Annotated in this window: 18 protein-coding genes; 11 read left to right on the forward strand and 7 right to left on the reverse strand. The window is 54.2% G+C overall.

The features are described 5' to 3' along the window. Positions 1-15 precede the first annotated feature (15 nt). Together Q0955_RS04975 and Q0955_RS04980 are read left to right on the forward strand one after the other, a co-directional pair. The gene (locus tag Q0955_RS04975) at positions 16-1,044 is read left to right on the forward strand and encodes an N-acetylneuraminate synthase family protein (protein WP_299420672.1); all 1,029 of its coding nucleotides are present in this window, start codon (positions 16-18) and stop codon (positions 1,042-1,044) included. Then, entirely contained in the window at positions 1,041-1,829 is a 789-nt protein-coding gene (locus Q0955_RS04980; protein WP_299420675.1) for a glycosyltransferase family 25 protein, read from the forward strand. The genes Q0955_RS04975 and Q0955_RS04980 overlap by 4 nt, the downstream gene beginning before the upstream one ends. Positions 1,830-1,831: 2 nt before the next feature. On the opposite strand, the gene Q0955_RS04985 is transcribed toward Q0955_RS04980, so the two are convergent. After that, positions 1,832-2,665: a glycosyltransferase family 2 protein gene (locus Q0955_RS04985; RefSeq protein WP_299420677.1), complete on the reverse strand. Its 834-nt coding sequence runs from the start codon at positions 2,663-2,665 to the stop codon at positions 1,832-1,834. An 8-nt stretch (positions 2,666-2,673) separates the two neighbouring features. After that, on the reverse strand, positions 2,674-3,447 hold the full coding sequence (locus tag Q0955_RS04990) for a hypothetical protein (protein WP_299420680.1): 774 nt from the start codon (positions 3,445-3,447) through the stop codon (positions 2,674-2,676). Positions 3,448-3,657: 210 nt separating this feature from the next. On the opposite strand from Q0955_RS04990, the gene neuC reads away from it, so the two are divergent. Together neuC and Q0955_RS05000 are read left to right on the forward strand one after the other, a co-directional pair. Next, positions 3,658-4,797, forward strand: a complete 1,140-nt coding sequence (gene neuC, locus Q0955_RS04995) for a UDP-N-acetylglucosamine 2-epimerase (protein WP_299420682.1) — start codon at positions 3,658-3,660, stop codon at positions 4,795-4,797. A gap of 56 nt (positions 4,798-4,853) precedes the next feature. Beyond that, positions 4,854-6,182, forward strand: a complete 1,329-nt coding sequence (locus tag Q0955_RS05000; protein WP_299420683.1) for a glycosyltransferase N-terminal domain-containing protein — start codon at positions 4,854-4,856, stop codon at positions 6,180-6,182. Here Q0955_RS05000 and Q0955_RS05005 read toward each other — a convergent pair. Next, complete coding sequence (locus tag Q0955_RS05005) at positions 6,179-6,883, reverse strand: acylneuraminate cytidylyltransferase family protein (RefSeq protein ID WP_299420685.1); 705 nt, start codon at positions 6,881-6,883, stop codon at positions 6,179-6,181. The genes Q0955_RS05000 and Q0955_RS05005 overlap by 4 nt on opposite strands. Continuing rightward, positions 6,880-7,806: a hypothetical protein gene (locus Q0955_RS05010; protein WP_299420687.1), complete on the reverse strand. Its 927-nt coding sequence runs from the start codon at positions 7,804-7,806 to the stop codon at positions 6,880-6,882. Before Q0955_RS05010 ends, Q0955_RS05005 begins: the two co-directional genes overlap by 4 nt. 147 nt (positions 7,807-7,953) lie before the next feature. Here Q0955_RS05010 and Q0955_RS05015 point away from each other — a divergent pair, with 147 nt between their 5' ends. Beyond that, positions 7,954-8,859 (forward strand): lysophospholipid acyltransferase family protein, encoded by a 906-nt coding sequence (locus Q0955_RS05015; RefSeq protein ID WP_299420688.1) that lies wholly within the window; start codon positions 7,954-7,956, stop codon positions 8,857-8,859. Between the two features lie 119 nt (positions 8,860-8,978). Further along, positions 8,979-9,209: a hypothetical protein gene (locus Q0955_RS05020; RefSeq protein ID WP_299420690.1), complete on the forward strand. Its 231-nt coding sequence runs from the start codon at positions 8,979-8,981 to the stop codon at positions 9,207-9,209. 3 nt (positions 9,210-9,212) lie between these two features. On the opposite strand, the gene Q0955_RS05025 is transcribed toward Q0955_RS05020, so the two are convergent. Continuing rightward, complete coding sequence (locus Q0955_RS05025) at positions 9,213-9,929, reverse strand: RlmE family RNA methyltransferase (RefSeq protein ID WP_299420693.1); 717 nt, start codon at positions 9,927-9,929, stop codon at positions 9,213-9,215. A 69-nt stretch (positions 9,930-9,998) separates the two neighbouring features. After that, entirely contained in the window at positions 9,999-11,111 is a 1,113-nt protein-coding gene (locus tag Q0955_RS05030) for a Ppx/GppA phosphatase family protein (RefSeq protein ID WP_283427493.1), read from the reverse strand. A gap of 283 nt (positions 11,112-11,394) precedes the next feature. Between Q0955_RS05030 and Q0955_RS05035 the strand changes: the two genes are divergently transcribed. The 5 genes from Q0955_RS05035 (at position 11,395) to Q0955_RS05055 (ending at position 14,886) form a co-directional block, all read left to right on the forward strand. Beyond that, positions 11,395-11,691, forward strand: coding sequence for a virulence factor (locus Q0955_RS05035; protein ID WP_299420698.1), 297 nt, complete (start codon positions 11,395-11,397; stop codon positions 11,689-11,691). Between the two features lie 26 nt (positions 11,692-11,717). Beyond that, a complete protein-coding gene (locus Q0955_RS05040; RefSeq protein ID WP_299420701.1) occupies positions 11,718-12,641 on the forward strand; it encodes a methylenetetrahydrofolate reductase in 924 nt (307 codons plus the stop codon). An 11-nt stretch (positions 12,642-12,652) separates the two neighbouring features. After that, positions 12,653-13,732: a methyltetrahydrofolate cobalamin methyltransferase gene (locus tag Q0955_RS05045; RefSeq protein ID WP_299420704.1), complete on the forward strand. Its 1,080-nt coding sequence runs from the start codon at positions 12,653-12,655 to the stop codon at positions 13,730-13,732. A 181-nt stretch (positions 13,733-13,913) separates the two neighbouring features. After that, complete coding sequence (locus tag Q0955_RS05050) at positions 13,914-14,501, forward strand: TetR/AcrR family transcriptional regulator (RefSeq protein ID WP_299420706.1); 588 nt, start codon at positions 13,914-13,916, stop codon at positions 14,499-14,501. A 163-nt stretch (positions 14,502-14,664) separates the two neighbouring features. Beyond that, positions 14,665-14,886, forward strand: a complete 222-nt coding sequence (locus Q0955_RS05055) for a hypothetical protein (protein ID WP_299420709.1) — start codon at positions 14,665-14,667, stop codon at positions 14,884-14,886. A gap of 4 nt (positions 14,887-14,890) precedes the next feature. Here Q0955_RS05055 and Q0955_RS05060 read toward each other — a convergent pair whose 3' ends face one another. After that, entirely contained in the window at positions 14,891-16,492 is a 1,602-nt protein-coding gene (locus Q0955_RS05060; protein ID WP_299420711.1) for an AMP-binding protein, read from the reverse strand. Positions 16,493-16,565 lie beyond the last annotated feature (73 nt).

Below are 16,565 nucleotides of genomic sequence, written 5' to 3' on the forward strand. Positions count from 1 at the left end.
CAAAAAGGACGAGTCATGCGCATCGGCAATCGCGAAATTGGCCCCAACCACCCTCCCCTTGTGATCGCCGAAATTGGCATCAACCACGGCGGCGATCTCGCCGTAGCCAAAGAAATGGTACGCCTTGCGGCCCTGTCGGGTTGTGAGATGGTCAAGCACCAGACCCATTTTGTTGACGACGAAATGACGGATGAGGCCAAAGAGATATTTCCTCCCAATGCCGATGTGTCGATCTGGGAAGTGATGGAGCAATGTGCGCTATCCGCCGAGGACGAACTGGAATTGAAGCGCTACACCGAGGAGCTGGGAATGATCTTCATCTCCACGCCATTCTCCCGGCGCGCGGCGGACTTTCTTGCCGAAGCAGGTGTTCCGGCGTTCAAAATTGGCTCTGGAGAGGCAGATAACCTGCCGCTTATCCGCCACATCGCATCGTTTGGAAAACCTGTGATCATGTCCACAGGAATGCAGACCATCGACACCATGCGCCGCTCTGTGGCGATCCTGGAAGAAGCTGGCATTGAATACGCACTGCTGGAATGCACCAACCTTTACCCATCGCCACCTGAGATCGTATCACTGCGCGGTGTGTCTGACCTGAAAGAGGCTTTTCCACACGCAGTTGTTGGCTTCTCTGACCACTCCATTGGGCCAGACATGGCGCTGGCGTCTGTGGCATTGGGGGCTTGTATTCTGGAGCGTCACTACACCGATACCCGGTACCGTCAGGGACCCGACATCATCAACTCGATGGACCCTTCCGAACTGCGCCACATCATTGAGCGCTCCCGCGAGATCTGGATTGCAGCCAACAATCCGAAACAACGCACCGAGGCGGAAGAGCCGGTTTATGCTTTTGCCCGCGCGTCCGTGGTGGCGGATAAAGATTTGCCAGCGGGTCACGTCATTGGAGAACAAGACATCTGGGCTCGTCGTCCCGGCTCCGGCGAAATCCCCGGCTATGAGTTTGACAAGGTAGTCGGCAAGACCCTCACCCGCTCAGTCACCCGCAACACGCAACTGAAGTGGGAAGATATTTCTTGAGCAAGTCCCCCGATAACCTAGGAATCTGGCTGATCAATTTGCCCAAGGATTCCGATCGACTCGCTAAAATGCAATCACAGTTGGCGACATTGGGACTGACCGCGCAAGTTTATGAAGCGATTAATGGAAAAGAGCGTGCTGAAGAGCTTGCTTCAAATGTAGACGCTCAAGCCTATCTCAAAAACACTGGGCAGCCGATAATTCCTGGTCACGTTGGCGTTTATGCGAGTCACAAAGCGGTTTGGGAACAATTTTTGGCGTCCGACAAACAGTTTGCGCTCATTTTTGAAGACGACGTCGTGTTCCACGATGATTTTCTTGAGGCACTAGAAACCGGGCTTGCCGCACATCAGCATTGGGATTTGCTGCGGTTCAACGCCATTCGCGCCAAACTTCCAATTCCTCAAGGTAAGTTGGGGAAATACACTTTAAATGCCTATGTTGGGCCCTTCACGGGCAATGCTGCCTATCTGCTAAACAGATACGCAGCAAGAACACTCTGTGATCAGATCTGGCCACAAACACGGCCGCTGGATCACGAAATGAACCGCTTTGATAAATATGACTACCGGGCACTTGGCCTAGAACCCTTTGCCAGTCATCCGGACGACGGCGGGGTCTCGACCATCACGGGTGTTGGATTTGAGAAAGTACACAAACCCCATTGGAGTAAACGGCTCCCTTATTACCGGTTGAAAATCGTAAATTATGTTAAACGAGCCTATTGGCTGCTCAAGGTAGGCATGCTTCCTGGATCAAAAAAACAATTGGACAGAAACAGTTAGCATTACTTCGAAACGACCTTGCCGCCCCAGATACCGTGGGCTTCTCTGAAGTACTCAATACATGCTCGATTTGCTGCAATGCGGTCGTGGCCACTGTAGATAAGATTACGCAAAGCTGCATCTTTCACTTCATTTTTGTGCCCAAGCGAGCGAATTTTTTTCTCCGTATTTAGCCAAATCGGAATCCCTTTGCGTTCCAGACATCCGGATAGCCAAACATCATCCACGGTCCAAAGAACGTCGGGAATATTATAGCAAGCCTCGTCAAAAAAATCGGGCTTCACCAAGACTCCTCCCCAGCCCTCGAGAATATCAACATATCCCGGCCGATTGGCTTTTGATGGCTTCCATTGTCCCAAGCTGGCAGCACGCTTCAAACGGTATGTGAGGTCCTTTTCAATAAACCCAGCTCGCGGGGCTTTAGCGCCTTGCCACCCGTCATTGGCATAGTGCGGCGCATCCAAATGACCTCCTTCTTCGCAGATACAGCAATTAGGGTGTTTTTTTGACGCATCAACATAGCGCTGCGCCCAATTCACGTCATAAAGCTTGTCGTCGTCACAGAACAAAATTTGGACATCTTGCCCCTTATACTCTTGAGCAGCCGGCAGAACTTTTGTTGCCGGTCCCAAGTCCTCATCGATAACCCGCAAGTTTACACTATCCGGCACCTCCGGAAGCTCCGACATTTCATACTCGAACCGTTTGTATTTTCGAGCAACATAGAGGTTTATGGACTCAATCTCCGCGGTTTGCTCAAGAAGATGAGACAGGTTTTCGCCTACAATTGGAAACCGGGGTGGAATAGTTGTGAGCGATAGAACAAGTCGTGTCATGTTATCTGTCAGCCTTTTAGTGAACCACCAAACCGGGTCCAATAATCCACCATCCAAGGCACCTGTCCTTTGCCGTAATGTGGGAACTTGTCCCAGTTGCCGCTCGGCGGGTCAATCAGATCGATTGGCCGCGGCCGCCCGTGAAAGCAGAGAATTTTTGCCGTCGGCGCCTTGGGATGCAGAATTCGGTCAACCAGCAATGGGCGGCGGAGGTGGTACTTGAAACTTTGTAACCAGTCAGTTGGCCAATATTCAATTTCGCCAAAGCCTAAGGTTGCGAATTCTCCATGTAGGAAATCCTGCTCGTTGTCATAGTCAGACAGCATTTCATCCATTTTGGAGACAAAGTGGTCAACAACAGCACCAATCTCTCCAATATCAAATGCAAAAATCCCAGTACCGGTCCGAGCAGGACCAGAGTCGTATCGCCAGGGTCGGGAGTCCAAGCAAACAAACGCGCCAGGGAAGTCAAACATCTCTGACAGATCACCCGAAATGACGGTATCCAGATCAATAAAGAGCGCTCTGCCCTTCAAACCATTCAGGTCTCTTGAAAATACGGTCAGTTTTGGCCAAGCCCCCGCCTTCCACGCAGATTGAGGCAGGCCAACCTCAGGGATTGGATGTGTTACAACTCCCGGATCAATACCTTCCACGTCATCGGTCAAGCACACAAAAGTAAAGTCGCCGTCCATATTGGCCTTCGCAGCATTGAAAAGCACATTAACGTATTCCGCAGAGTACAAGGAGCCCCACTTCATAGTCAGAATGACACGTTCCATTTTTCGGCCTTTCCAAAAGATATTGGCACACAAAGACATGGTTTTACATTTGGCTCACACCTAGCTTTGGTCACGCTGAAAGTCCAGCGGACTGGCGTGTTCCACCGTCTCTTGTTTTCCCTATACCGCGCGTTTAAATTCTTGGAAACGTATCAAAAAGTGATGTGATTTGGGTGCAACCCACAACACTCACGGTCCTTGGAGCTGCCGATGTCCGACCCTACCGACCAAGCCACGAGCCTCCTCTTTCTTACTGGCACACGCGCGGACTTCGGCAAGCTGGAGCCCTTGGCGAAAGCCGCTCGTGATGCGGGCTTTGATGTCTCCTTTTTTATCACAGGCATGCACATGCTGGAGCGTTACGGGCGTACAAAAATAGAAGTGCATCGCATGCCGGGCGTGACCAAACACGAATTTCTGAACCAACGTCCGGGTGATCCGCAGGACATCGTCCTCGCCAAAACCGTGACTGGCTTCTCTGACTATGTGACAGAAACTCGACCGGATCTGGTTGTGGTACATGGCGATCGCATCGAGGCACTTGCAGGTGCGCTTGTAGCAGCGACAAACTATATCCCTTGCGCCCACATTGAAGGTGGCGAAGTCTCTGGCACCATTGATGAAATCTATCGCCACTGTAACACCAAATTGGCCAGTCACCACTTTGTCAGCTCCGAGGACGCCAAGCGACGCGCCATGGCGATGGGTGAACCTGAAGGCGCCATTCATGTGATTGGCTCACCGGAGTTGGATTTCCACGCAGGTCCGTCCGGCGTGACCTTGGACGACGTTAAAGACCGCTATGATATCGCCTTTGATGACTTTGGGCTGGTGACCTTTCATCCGGTCACGTCGGAACAGACCACCATGGGCACGCAGGCTCAAGCTTTGTTTGACGCACTGGACGACTCAGGCAAAAATTTCGTTGTGATCGCACCCAATAATGACCCCGGGTCCGAAGACATTTTTGCGGTTTTGGATAAGCTGCCGTCGGAGCGGTTCCGGCAATTTCCGTCCATGCGCTTCAATCATTTCTCTGAACTGATGAAAAACGCGGCCTGCATGATTGGAAACTCTTCAGCTGGTGTGCGCGAAGCACCGTTTTTGGGATTGCCATCCTTGGATATTGGCACCCGCCAAACCAACCGAGCGCAATCTGCCTCGGTGTTCAGATGTGCTGCAGATGATCGGGCAACAATAGAAGCCTTCTTGACCAAAGAGTGGAACCACCGCCATACACCGCACACAGGATTTGGCGAAGGGCGGGCCGCGGAGCGTTTTGTAGACACCCTTAAGAACGACGACTTCTGGGGGCAAGGGTTGCAGAAGGCCTTTCACGATCTTGCCTAGACTGGCCATTCTGAACAGACCGCACCCACAAGAATTCCAAATCAGGAACGACCCACATGCCCCTGAAATTACGTACCTTTCTTGTATTTTGGTCGGTGATTTGGCATCTTTTCCTGCCCCTCGCATTGATCTATTTGTACCGTAGAGGGCGCAAGGACCCGCTGTATCACCAGCACATGTCCGAGCGTTTTGGACGCTACAAAACCACGATGCAGAGCTCGGTTTGGATTCACGCAGTCTCTCTTGGAGAATTGCGCAGTTCTGTTCCGCTGATCCAGGCCATTTTGGACCAGGGCGAAAAGGTGGTGGTGACTCAGTTCACTCCAGCGGGGCGGCGCGAAACCCAAGCGGTTTTTGCAGACGCCATTGCCGATGGTCAGCTCCAAACCGTCTGGGTGCCATTTGAAACCACTTGGGCGTTTCGCAATTTCTTCAAAGCGTTTTCCCCGAAGTTTGGCTTGGTCATGGAGATTGAAATCTGGCCGCGCATGGTCATGGCTAGTAAGCGCGCGGGTGTGCCCCTCTTCATGTGCAACGCGCAATACCCTTCCAAATCCATTGTAAAAGATCAGAAATCCTTCGGCCTGCGCCCTGCCGTTATGGCACAGTTTGCCGGGGCATTTGTGAAGTCCGACCTTCAAGCCAAACGCTTTGCCGCCGTAAACGTACCAAATATCCACGTGACAGGTGAGTTGCGCTTTGACCAACCGGTTCCGTCACATTTGACGGAAGCTGGGCCAGCTGCTCGAAAGTGGATTGGCGCCAACGATCGCCCCGTGGTTACTTTTGGCTCTACCGTAGAAGGCGAAGATGCTCTGTATGTGGAGACCATGAGGCAGATGCTGGCCGACGCAGGACCCAAACCGCTGTTTGTCTATGTGCCGCGCCGGCCGGAACGGTTTGATGACATTCACGACATGTTGGAAACTGAAGGGTTTGATGTTCTGCGCCGCTCAATAACCCTGCCCGCTCCAATTTCAACAAAAGCTCTTCAAGAGCTCGAGGCGCCAACCACACAGCCTGACATCTTCTTTGGGGATAGTTTGGGCGAGATGTATTTTTACCTGTCGATGGCTGACAAATCCGTGGTGGGTGGTGGGTTTGTGCCTGCAGGAGCGCACAACATCATCGAGCCTTTGGCCTTGAAAAAACCTGTGATCACAGGACCTGAGACCTGGACCATCGAGTACCCATTTGAAGAAGCCAACGCGGCTGGGGTGGCTTGTGCGAAACCCGATGCCGCAGCGTTGGCAACAGCACTTTCTGGAGGCTTCGCGCCTTCTGAGCACTCTATTGACGCGTTTTTTGATGCCCACGCAGGCGGCACGCAAAAACTGTTGCAAGCGCTCCCAAAAGCGCTCGCAACGGCAAAACCTAAGGTTTAAAGCCGTCCGGCGTTCAACTCACCTAGCAAATATTGCACCAAACCAAAGTCATGCGGCTCGTCAATATCAAAACCGCGAATGGACGGGATTTCAAACGGCAGCACCCGGCCCTCATAGATCGTCTTGGCGCTGCGCAGATAGTCCGGATCCACCACATAAACACACCCGACATGCTCAAAAACTCTCGGTGCGGCCTGACGCGCCCAAACGCCCCCCGGCAAGGTTTTGCACACTTGTAGTGCACCGTTTTCGTCCGGCTCCACCAAATTAAAATAGGGGTTTTTACGCGCCTCACATACGCTCATCACCATATCGGGTTTTTCGGTTTCAAACAAAGTCAACGCGCCTGTGATATCCTCTGGCACGCGGAGTGGGTTTGTACAATCTAGGTCCAGAAAGGCTGTTACGTCTTGTCCGAGCGCCTGCTCACTTGCCGCCAAAGCATGTTGCCAAACACCCCATTTGGGAGCGGTGTCCGTGGCCAATTCCGCCGGGCGCAAGCCAATCTCCAACGCCCCTTTTTCGACGGCATGAGCGTAGACTTCTTCATCGTCGGTCGAAACCACCACCGCGTCGATCTGTGAATGCGAAAACAACATATCCAGAGACCAGTCGATCAAAGGTTTCCCTTGGATCATGCGGAAATTCTTGCCCGGTACGCCTTTGGAGCCTTTGCGCGCTCCGATATGTCCAAGGATCATGACTTGCTCTCTTCCTCACGCGCAGACAGCGCTTCGTAGTAATGTGTTAGTTTTTGCTTCATTGGCCCTATGGCCTTTTCCGACCAGATCAACCGCCGGCCCTTCCGGTCTACAAATCCACCACCCTCGGGCATCTGCAGCAATTCCTGACCTTTCACGTCGACCCCTGGCAGCGTGACAGCCAAAAGCCCATTCCAGCGTCTCCTCACCCATGGAAGGGACGCGCGCAAGTGAGTCAACCAGGCCCAAGGCAGCATAAACTCAGTCGGAAACTTCACTGCCATTGATTTAGGAATGGCCTGCAGGTTTTCTTGCGCGGACCAACTCATAAACCGCTCATCAGCAATCATCGGGCGGAACCCGGTCATCCCGTGTTGCGCATGGAGAGCCCGAAACTGCTCCGCGATATAGCCACATTCGCGCGGTTGAAAAACGACAATTGAAGAGTTTCCCCGGGCATATTTCTTTTTGTTAGTTCGCCGCCAAATCCAACGCCCCAAAGCGCCAATCGGGAGCAACGCGCTCTGAAACAAAACTACGGCTTTCTCTGAACGAGCAACGTCCAAAAACTTAGACATATCGCCAAAAACCACAGTATCAATGTCGATATAGACCGCCGGCAAATCTTGCGGGACAACACCATCCTCAAACATTGCCAACTTCGCCTGGCACCCGCTGGTGCGCATCTCCTCTTGCACAAAGAACTCAGGAAACGCGCGCTGCAGGACGCCTGCCGGCAATCCGTCTCTCTGGCGATCTGTGATCAAAACAGTTCGAAAAGGTCGCTGAGCATATTTTTCAACTGTTTCTATCAATTGGCAAACTTCCGACGGCCCGTATTTTGTGCCCCAGAGGATTAGTACCAACTGCCATTCCGCCGCTGATGTCATAGTCGAACCTTTGCTTTGGCGGCCCACGCCCATGGCATGTGGCCTTAGGATGCCACCCTCTGTTACGACGTGCTCCTCATTGGTTCAATCTCATTCTGACCAAGTCCCTTGCACGCAATCCTCGTAAAACATAAGTAATTCTCAACGCATAGACCTCGAACTCGAGAGACCAATAGGCACATGGATACTTCCAAAAAACGTTTGGGGCACAAGATCAGCGACACCGTTATTCGCGCCTTTCTCTCTGTTATGCGCTCAGTGCCTTACGACACGCGCATGAATGTGGCAGGCTGGTTGGCTGATCATCTGGTTGCGCCGTTGTCTGGCAATCGCCGCCGCATTCGAGAAAACCTTTTAATGATTATGCCAGAGCTGTCGGATCAACAGCGAGAAGACATTGTACATCAAGTTGCCAATTCGATGGGGCGGATGTTGATGGAGACCTATTCGGGCTCCGAGTTTCAAGAAAGCATTTCAAACGCACCGATTTTGGGCCCGGGCAATGCGGTTCTTGAGCAAGCCCATAAGGACGGCAAAGGTGCTTTGATGGTGACCGGCCATTTCGGCAATTACCTCGCGGTCCGGGCATCTTTTCTGGCGCGGGGCGTGCCAATAGGTGGCCTCTACAAACGCATGTCCAATCCCTATTTTAATGAACACTACGTCGCAGCGATGGCCGATTTTGGAGAACCCCTGTTTGAACGAGGGCGTCGTGGCATGGCCAACATGTTGCGACATTTGCGAGATGGTGGATTTGTCGGCATTGTGCATGACCAGCGTATCAATGATGCGCCGCTATACCAGTTTATGGGGAAGCCAGCCCGCACCGCGGAATCTGCCGCCGAGCTGGCACTCAAGTACAAAGTTGATTTGGTGCCGTGCTACGGGGTCAGGCAGCCTGACGGAAGTTATGTCATCGAGACCGAAGCGCCTATTCCCCACACCAATGTGCAAGAGATGACCCAGGCTCTCAACGACAGTTTAGAGGCCCAGATCCGCAAGCATCCAGGTCAGTGGATGTGGACACACAACAGATGGCGCGATGCGGGGAACGACACAACAGAGGACCGAGCCCGAGGAAACTGAAAAACGCTTCCCCAAAATCTCCACATTTGCGTGCCACTTTAACCACAAGCCGCCTGCATAGCTAACTTGTGGCCATCTGCACCTTCCCGGCCACTCTATAGCTGCCTAGGAGACATCCAATGTATCATGCGCCTCAAGCTGTGGCCGCAGAGCCTTCCCGTCACGCCCGTTTGTGGGAATTGATCCGCCAACAAAATCTCGCGAGTATGAAAAAACCAGCTGAAGCGGTTCGTGTGGCGCCCAAGCGAAAGGTTCAAGCCAAACGTCCCGAAGCGCTGGAAGTTGAGTTCGAATTCAACCCGGATCAGATGCTGAAATCCGCCTCCAATTCGCTGCGCCGCGCCAGCTAAACCTTAGCCGCGAAAACCTGTGGCAACCACGAACTTCTCCGAGCTGTCAGAGCGACTGCTCGGCGGTTTCACGTTGGCTACCTTGGTAAACTTCTGTTTCAACAGCTTCTGAAGTTCGCCTTCGGCACCACCTGCCAGAACCTTGGCGACAAAGGTGCCGCCCTCCTCCAGCACATCAAAGGCAAAATAGGCTGCGGTTTCACACAGCGACATAATTTTCAAGTGGTCGGTCTGCTTGTGGCCCGAGCTTGATGCTGCCATATCGCTCATCACAACGTCTGCTTTGCCGCCGAGCCACTCTTTGACCTGATCGTCCGCACCTTCATCCATAAAATCAAGCTGATGGATATCAGCCCCGGCAACGGCCTCCACTTCCTGCAAGTCGATGCCGAGAAGGGTGCCAACCTTCTTACCAGACTTTTCTCCCAAAGCATTGATGCGCGGCACTGCCACTTGAAGCCAGCCCCCTGGCGCGCAGCCGAGATCAACAACCCGCGCTCCTGGCACCAAAAAGCGGAACTTGTCATCCAGCTCCATTATTTTGAAAGCCGCACGTCCTCGATAGCCCTCGGCTTTGGCGCGTGCCACATAGGGGTCGTTCAATTGACGTTGCAGCCACCGAGTGGACGACAGTTTACGCCCCCGCGCGGACTTTACCTTGATGGTCAAATCCCGCTGTCCACGTCCCGAAGTATTTTTACCGGTAGGTTTCTTGGCCATTTCCGTCACCACATTGCGTTGAAACAACGCCTTCTAGTCATTTTTGTCAGAGTCACAAGGGAAACCGCTTTAAAACGGTCCATCCTCGAGCACACCGTCCGCACTCATCTGCGCATAAAGCAGCCCTTCACGCAGGCCGCGATCTGCAACTGAGAGCCGATCTGTCGGCCAACACCGCAGCAGTGCCTGCAAAATTGCAGAACCACTCATGATCAAGGCCTGCCGGTCTTGCCCAATGCGCGGGTCCGCACGCCGCCCTTTTGGACCTAAGTCGAGATAGCCACGAATGACCTTGTCGATCTGCTCGCTGGTCATGCGCAGCCCATCAACCTTGGTGCGGTCATAGCGGCGCAGCCCAAGATGGCTGGCGGCCACGGTGGTCACCGTGCCACTGGTCCCGATAATTTGGAAACCCTCACTCGGCGGCGCATCTTTGTACGGGGCAAACTCGCTGAGGTTTTCCTCAAAGAACCAGCTCATCAAGGCAAACCGTGCCGAGTCATCTTCGACATCGCGAAACTGATCGCGCAACGTGGCCACACCTAAAGGCACAGAAATCCAGTCCACCACCTTGGCGGCAGGAAACGGGCTGTCGACAGAGTGAAACCCACTACGCAGGCGCATAATGGCCCGCGCGCGCTCGATTGGAGGCACCGAGGTCAGGTCCATCCATACCAACTCTGTGGAGCCGCCGCCAATATCCACCACCAACAGCTGTTCCGTCTTGGTGCTCACCAAGGGCGCGCAGGAAATCACCGCCAAACGCGCTTCTTCTTCGGGTTGAATGATCTCCAATTGAAGGCCGGTTTCCCGCTTCACCTGCCGCACAAACTCACGTGCATTTTTTGCACGTCGGCAGGCTTCGGTCGCCACAAGCCGCATGCTTTTGACTTTGTGACGCTTCAGTTTCTGCTGACAGATGCGCATGGCTTGAATGGTGCGCCGCATGGACCCACGCGACAACCGTCCCGTGCTTTCCAGCCCGGAGCCCAACTGGACAGACTTGCTAAAGCTGTCCACCACATGAATTTGACTGCCCTTAGGTTGGGCAATCAACATGCGACAACTGTTCGTGCCTAGATCCAGCGCCGCATAGAGCGAGCTGGGATCAGGCGGTTTCGGCGCGGGGCTCTCAACCGGTTTAGGGAATGCGCCCGCACCTTTGGGACGCTTGGGCGCCATCGTTACGCCCTCCATTTCGTGTTGCCTTCAACGTAGTGTGTCCCCTTGCCCCGCGCAATCCCGTTTCGCAGTCAATCACGCACAAGTCGGCACCGCTGCTGCTCATCTTCTTCATGCAAAGAATTCACGGCGTCCCCCATAGCCAAGCAGGGCTGCCTCTCGTTACAAAGCGACCACAACAAACCCCAAGGTCGCGTTACGCTGCCCTATTGTCGAAAATGAGCCAAAGCGGTCCCAGCCCCTGCCCTAGGAATGAAGGACCGATACCGGAGGAATCACCCCAATGCCTGATGTCACCATTGTCTACTGGCGCGATATTCCTGCTCAAGTGATTGTGGGCAAAGGGCGCCGCGGCGCAAAAAAACCTTTGGCCGAACGCTTTGAACAGGCCATCGACCGTGCGGCAATGAAGGTGGGCGCGTCCGACACAGACGCCTATCTGGCAGAATGGCGCAAAGGGGATCCCTATTTGGTGGAGGGAGAGCCGCAGGCCATCCTCGAAAATGAGGTGGCCCGGCTGGAGGCAGAGTTTGATCAGGACCGCATCAAGGCGATGATCAACAATGAAGGCTGGGCGTGACACGCCCCTCTTTTTGGGAGGCCGCAATGGCTTTGTTGAACTTTAAGCGCAAGACCGAGGAGGTCAAAACCGCATCCCCGGAAATGGAGGCCTTTCTGCAGGGCTATTCCATAGAGGTCATGCCCCGTACGGCGGCAAAGGTGGAAGACTTCCGCACGCTTTTGCCCGCAGGCACGCGTGTCTACATCGCCCATATCGAGGGCACCCCAATTGAGGACATGGTCGACACCGCTCGTCGCATTACGGCCGAGGGTTACGACGTGATGCCGCATTTCCCTGCCCGCATCATCAAAGACAAAGCCACTCTGGAAAACTGGATCGCCATGTATCAGGGCGAGGCGGATGTGAAACAAGGCCTGATGCTGGCCGGTGGCGTTTCCGAACCACATGGCGACTTCACAGATTCCATGCAGCTCCTTGAAACTGGATTGTTTGACAAAGCCGGTTTTGAGCGCCTGCACGTTGCGGGCCACCCAGAAGGCAACAAAGACATCGATCCCGCCGGCGGATCCGCTAATGTCGACGCTGCACTACAGTGGAAACAGGACTTCTCGCAGCGGTCTGACGCAAAAATGGCCATCGCAACCCAGTTTGCATTTGAAGCCGCACCAATCATCGACTGGGCCAATGGCGTAAAATCCGCCGGCATCGACATCCCAATCCATATTGGTATCGCCGGTCCTGCCAAGCTCCAGACTCTTATCAAATTTGCCATCGCATGTGGTGTTGGGCCGTCGCTTAAGGTTCTGCAAAAACGCGCTATGGATGTGTCCAAACTGCTGCTGCCGTATGAGCCGACAGAGGTTCTAACTCAACTGGCCAATCACAAAGCAGCAAACCCTGAGTTCAACATTGACTCGGTGCATTTCTTCCCGCTTGGCGGCATTAAGATCAACGCCAACTGGGCCATCAATAACGGCGGTGCAACCGCACAGCCAGTCAAAGTCTAACAGGATTAATCATGACCCGTACCGTTATAGAATCACAAACAAAAACCGCGATCATGGGTTTTGATCAACCGTTCACCGTGATTGGTGAACGCATCAACCCAACGGGCCGCAAAATTCTGAACGCAGAGCTGGAAGCGGGCGATTTTTCCCGCGTACAGGCTGACGCGCTGGCACAGGTTGCGGCTGGCGCCACCGTTCTCGACATCAACTCTGGCGCAGTCTTCTCCAACAAAATGGCCGAAGACCCGCGTTATGCGGACAACAACTTTGTTGAGCCGGACCTGATGCGCCAACTCGTGCAAAAAGTGCAGGAAGTCACCGACTGCCCGCTTTGCATCGACAGTTCCGTTCCTGGTGCGCTGGAAGCCGGTTTGGAAGTGGCCAAAGGTCGACCGCTGCTGAACTCCGTGACTGGCGAAGAAGAGCGTCTGGAAATTGTTCTGCCACTGGTGAAGAAGTACAACGTGCCAGTTGTGGCGATTTCCAACGACGACACCGGCATCTCCGAAGACCCAGAAGTCCGCTTTGCCGTAGCGAAAAAGATTGTGGAACGTGCCGCCGACTTTGGCATCCCGGCACATGACATTGTGGTCGACCCTCTGGTGATGCCGATCGGCGCCATGGGCACCGCAGGCTTGCAGGTGTTTGAACTCAACAACCGCCTGCGCAACGAGTTGGGCGTGAACACCACCTGTGGCGCGTCCAACATTTCGTTTGGCTTGCCAAACCGTCACGGCATCAACAACGCTTTCCTGCCAATGGCGATGGCCACCGGCATGACCAGCGCAATTATGAACCCGATCGCGCTTCCTGTTGGTCCCAAAAAGCTGGCCGAGAAGAAGGCTGAAGTTGAAGCTGCGGGCGTTATCCTGCCAGAAGGCATGGATGATGAAGCTTTCTGCCAGATGTTTGGACTTGGCTCCACCAAAGCCCGTGCAGGCAAGGAAATGGAGGCCATCCGCGCCGCCAACTTCCTGACCAACAACGATGAAGGTGGCGCTGAGTGGATCCGGTTCAATAAACCACCAGCCACAGAAGGAGAAGGTGGTGGACGTGGACGTCGCGGTGGTGGCCGCCGACGCCGCGCCTAAACCTCCCACATCGCAAATGCACACAGGGCGGGGTTTCCCCGCCCTTTTTCTTTGTCCGCAAGCTCCGTCAGGTTGTTTACCGTTTGGTCAGCACTTTCGCAGTAAACAAGACTTACCAATTGGCAAGCTCCTACCATCTGGTAAGCTGACCCCAAGACACCGAGCTACGCAGGACCAAAACATGTCTCAGCCGTCCCCCGCCCGCACCCGCTACATCGCGCTTGCAACTGAGGAATTTGCCACCCACGGCTACCACGGACTGAGCCTGGCCAACCTTGCAAAAACCGCAGGTGTCACCAAACAAGCGCTGCTGCACCACTTTGGCACCAAGGACGCCCTTTATAACACGGTGCTTGAAACCCTCACGGACCGGCTCTTGGCATCGCTAAATGACACACCGGACGTGTCACCCAAATTGCGCCTAATCCTGCATTTTCAAGATCTTCTCAGTGGAGAGACCGGCAACACGGCAGATGCCCGTCTGGTTTTGCGCAATCTGTTGGACAGCTCGAGAGAGACCGGGGTTGCGCCGCTAAAACCGTACCTCAAAGCACTGTTGGATTTGGCCCGCTCTGTCCCCGCCAAGAAAGCCGCCACTGACATGGAGTTGTTGTTGGGACTCTACGCGGTAATTGGCAGCGCTCAATATCTGCTGATTTCACAAGACGCGCTGTCCGCATTCCTTCGCACTGAAGACGATGAAGCATTGAAAGCTGCACGTCAAAAAGCGGTGGCTACACAGCTTAAAGCCTTCTTGGACGCGGAGTAAGTGATGGCTGACAAAAAGGTACGAGGGCACACACTTACCAACCGTAAAGGCCGCTCCTTTGCCAAATTAGAAAATCAGGGCAGCACAAAAACGCGCAACTTTATCGGAACGGTTAACCCTAGATTCACCAGTTTCCCGCCAAAGTGGTGAAATGCAGGCCACTTTGTCACATACGACCACCGGCCAAAATTGGCTGGATCAGGTATTTTCTTCGTTCAAATCCGGAGAAGCCGGCGCAGTGCGCCGTCGCATTCAGGACGTTGAGGCGGAATGCGGCCGTGCTGCACTGGAACTTGCCGTGCGAAAGCGGGGTTGGCATCTTCTTGAAACCGACCGTGACTATATCATTTTGTGCACAACCGGCTCCTTCAAGATCATCTGCTAAAACCCTAGCCACGTTTCTTCTTGGACCGAAAATCATAGGCGCTATCCGTCTCTGATCCGCCGTCACCAAACAGGCTGTGTTTCTGGATTTTCTGTGTCCCGGTCACAGGAATATCCGCCATGAACCGGATCCAGCCAGGTGCCTTATAGTAAGCCAATCGCGCGAAACACCAGTCAAACAACTCTTGCGCCAACGCGTCATCCGCATCACCGAGCGCTTGAACACAGGCCATAACCTCTTCATCACGCATAGCGTCTTCAACGGCCACTACAGCAACCCGGTCCACCGCCGGATGATCCTGCAAACAGGCCTCGATTTCTGCTGCTGCAATATTCTCGCCTGACCGTCGGATGATGTTTTTCTTGCGATCGACAAAGGTGACCATGTTTGTCTCATCCATGACCACTGTGTCACCGGTGTGAAACCACCCACTGCGCCACGCTTCTTCGGTGGTCTCCGGCAAGTTCAGATAGCCTGAAAACGCACCCCGCCTCGGTGTGTCAGCGCCATAACGCAAAGTCATTTCGCCCGGCGTTCCGCGTGGTACTTCCATATCATTCTCATCGACAACCCGCACATCCAGCCCTGCTTGCGGACGGCCCATCGCACGCGTGTCTATGCGGCGTGGCTCGTGACAGTCCGCCAACATCCGGCACATTTCTGTCATGCCCCAGACTTCGATAAGCGGAAATCCAAAGCGCTCCTCAAACGGGCGGTGCAAAGTCGGCTCGACCCCTGCCCCAACAGCCCACTTAACCTGATGTTTTTGTTCCCACTCCTCGGGGTCTCGGTTCATCAAGGCCGGAATGATAATGCCGAGGTAATGCGCGGCGGTGGCGCCGGTTTCCGCCAACTCCCGCCACCAGGCACTGGCCCGGAACCGCTCTGGAATGATATGCGTGCTGCCGGTCTCGATAACTGCCATAAACAGCAGGATCGCCGCGTTCACATGGAACAGTGGCAAAGGGCAATAAACCTTGGTCACCCCAGTCTCAAACTCAATCAAGCCGCCACGTGAGGCATACCACTGCCCCATCTCAACCTCATAAGCGTGGCTCATGATGCAACCTTTTGGACGCCCAGTGGTGCCGGAGGTATAGATCAGACTGGCCTCTGTAGCACCACTTACCGATTGGTCAGACGGCGCGGGACGTGCGCATTTTGGCAAATTCAGCAAGGTTTCCGTCAATTCCACGGTAGCCACCTTCAGGCCACTCTCAGCAATACCCGCAGCCATGAGGTCAGCCAGCTCAGGAGTAACCAGAGCCAAATCGGCTGCACTGTCCTGCAGCAGGTATGCCACCTCCGCAGGTCGGTAATCCGGGTTCACCGGAACCCAACTGATGCCACGCTTTGCTAGCGCCAATTTGATCAGCAACATCTCCGGCCGGTTTTCCAGCAACACGGCAATTCGATGCCCATGCCCATACCCGGCCTCAGCAAGCTGTGCTTCCATTGCGGCGACGGCCTGCGCTGCCTCGCCATAGGTGCACTGATAGCCATCCGGATGGTACCCTCGCGCTTCGTTCGCAGGCACTTGCAAAAAACTGTGTTCTGAAAACGCCTTCGCACGCGCCTCAAACAACGCACCGATGGTCTCTACCATGTCAATTCTCCTCTTCCCCGCGGCGGACCTTAGTCATCACCCAAACGCCGACAAGAGTGACGTACCGTAGATC

It is taken from the genome of uncultured Shimia sp., from assembly GCF_947493595.1.
GTDB lineage: Bacteria > Pseudomonadota > Alphaproteobacteria > Rhodobacterales > Rhodobacteraceae > Shimia.